Genomic DNA, 1,756 nt, shown 5'->3' with positions numbered 1-1,756 from the left:
GGCAGCGCCGCCCCGCACCGCGCCGACGTGACCGCCCTGGCCGGCCTGATACCGGAACTGGGCCGGGTCCGCCACGTCGACCTGTCCTGGGTGCGGGCCCGCGGCATCCCGCAGGCCGGCGGCTGGTTCACCCAGCGCAGCAAGGCCGGCGGCGGCGTCCTCTTCGACCTCGGCTGGCACCTGTTCGACACGCTCGCCGCCCTGCTCGGCCCGGCCCGCTTCACCCAGGCCGTCGGCACGACCTCGAACGACTTCGTGGCCGCCGGCACCTGGAGCGCGGCCTGGCGCGAGGACGACGCGGCCGCCGGCGCGCGCGGCGACGTCGAGGACAGCGCCCGCGGCTTCTTCGTACGCGACGACGGCGTCTCGGTCTCCCTGCACGCCGGCTGGGCCTCGCACGAAGCCCTCGACGTGACCCGCATCCGGCTCGTCGGGAGCGCGGGCACCGCCGAACTGCGCTGCACCTTCGGCTTCAGCCCCAACCGCCCGCCCCGCCCCGAACTGACCCTGACCCGCGAGGGCACCACCACGCCGGTGCCCGTCGGGGACGAGCCCATCGGCAGCGAGTACACCCGCCAACTCGACTCACTCGCCGCCCAGTTGGCCGACCCCGGCCGACGCGGCAGGGCCGCCGCGGAGGCCCGGACGACCGTCGCGGCCATCGAGGACCTCTACGCGTCGGCCCGCTCCGCGCACGAGCGAACCGCCGTGCCCGCCCACCAGTAGGAAGTGAAGAAGCCGGTGACCACACCAGTTTCGACAGAACGAGACGACCTCCACACCGTCGGCGCAGGCCGCACGGCCACCGTCCGGCACGCCGTGGTCTTCGACCTGGACGGGGTCATCGTCGACAGCTTCGCCGTGATGTACGAGGCGTTCGCCGTCGCGTACAAGGAGGTCGTCGGCGACGGCCCGGCGCCGTTCGACGAGTACACGCGCCACCTGGGGCGCTACTTCCCGGACATCATGCGGATCATGGGCCTGCCCCTGGAGATGGAGGAGCCCTTCGTACGCGAGAGCTACCGCCTCGCGTCCCAGGTGCCGGTCTTCGACGGCATCGTGGAACTGCTCCTGACCCTGCGGGTGCGCGGACTCAGGCTCGCCGTCGCCACCGGCAAGAGCGGGCCGCGGGCCCGCTCCCTGCTCGACACCCTGGGGCTGCTGCCGTTCTTCGACCACGTGATCGGCTCGGACGAGGTCGCCCGCCCGAAGCCGGCCCCGGACATCGTGGAGCACGCCCTGGACCTGCTGGGCTTCGCACCCGAGCAGGCCATCATGGTCGGCGACGCCCCGACCGACATCGCCAGTGCGCACGGCGCCGGGGTGACCTCGGCCGGCGCACTGTGGGCCCTGTCCGACCCCACCGACCTGCTCGCCGCCGAACCGGCCGTCATCCTGGCCCGCCCCGCCGACCTGCTGGCCCTGTGCCCGTCCGTGCCCGGTGACTGAGCACCGGCCGGGCGGCACGACGGCCCCGCACCTCGGTGTCGACATCGGCGGCACCAAGGTCGCGCTGCGGGCGGAGGACGGCGCGCGGTGCGTGGCCGAGGCCGTTTTCGCCTGGCAGCCCCGGCGCAGCGCCGAGCATGACCTGGCACAACTGTCAGGTCATGCAAAGGAGTTGTACGAGCAGATGGGGGCGCCCCCGAGCGCGGTCGGCGTCGCGATGCCCGCGACCGTCGGACCGGGCGAGCGGATCACCGCCTGGCCCAGCCGGCCCGAGTGGACCGGCACGGACCTCGGCGCCGCGCTGCGC

The 1,756-nt window shown here is 74.1% G+C and carries 3 protein-coding genes; all 3 read left to right on the top strand.

All coding sequences use genetic code 11. From position 1 onward, the window contains the following. The coding region (locus tag G3I40_RS45275; RefSeq protein ID WP_164560601.1) for a Gfo/Idh/MocA family oxidoreductase at positions 1-726 on the top strand (726 nt) is incomplete at its 5' end. Positions 727-819: 93 nt separating this feature from the next. Further along, positions 820-1,449, top strand: a complete 630-nt coding sequence (locus G3I40_RS45270; RefSeq protein ID WP_343245223.1) for an HAD-IA family hydrolase — start codon at positions 820-822, stop codon at positions 1,447-1,449. Beyond that, on the top strand, positions 1,442-1,756 hold a 315-nt coding region (locus G3I40_RS45265), incomplete at its 3' end, for an ROK family protein (protein WP_164560599.1). The genes G3I40_RS45270 and G3I40_RS45265, both read left to right, overlap by 8 nt.

The organism is Streptomyces sp. SID14478, from assembly GCF_010548525.1.
GTDB lineage: Bacteria > Actinomycetota > Actinomycetes > Streptomycetales > Streptomycetaceae > Streptomyces.
Note: the sequence above shows the minus strand (reverse complement) of the source record. Positions and strands in the feature narration are given on the sequence as shown.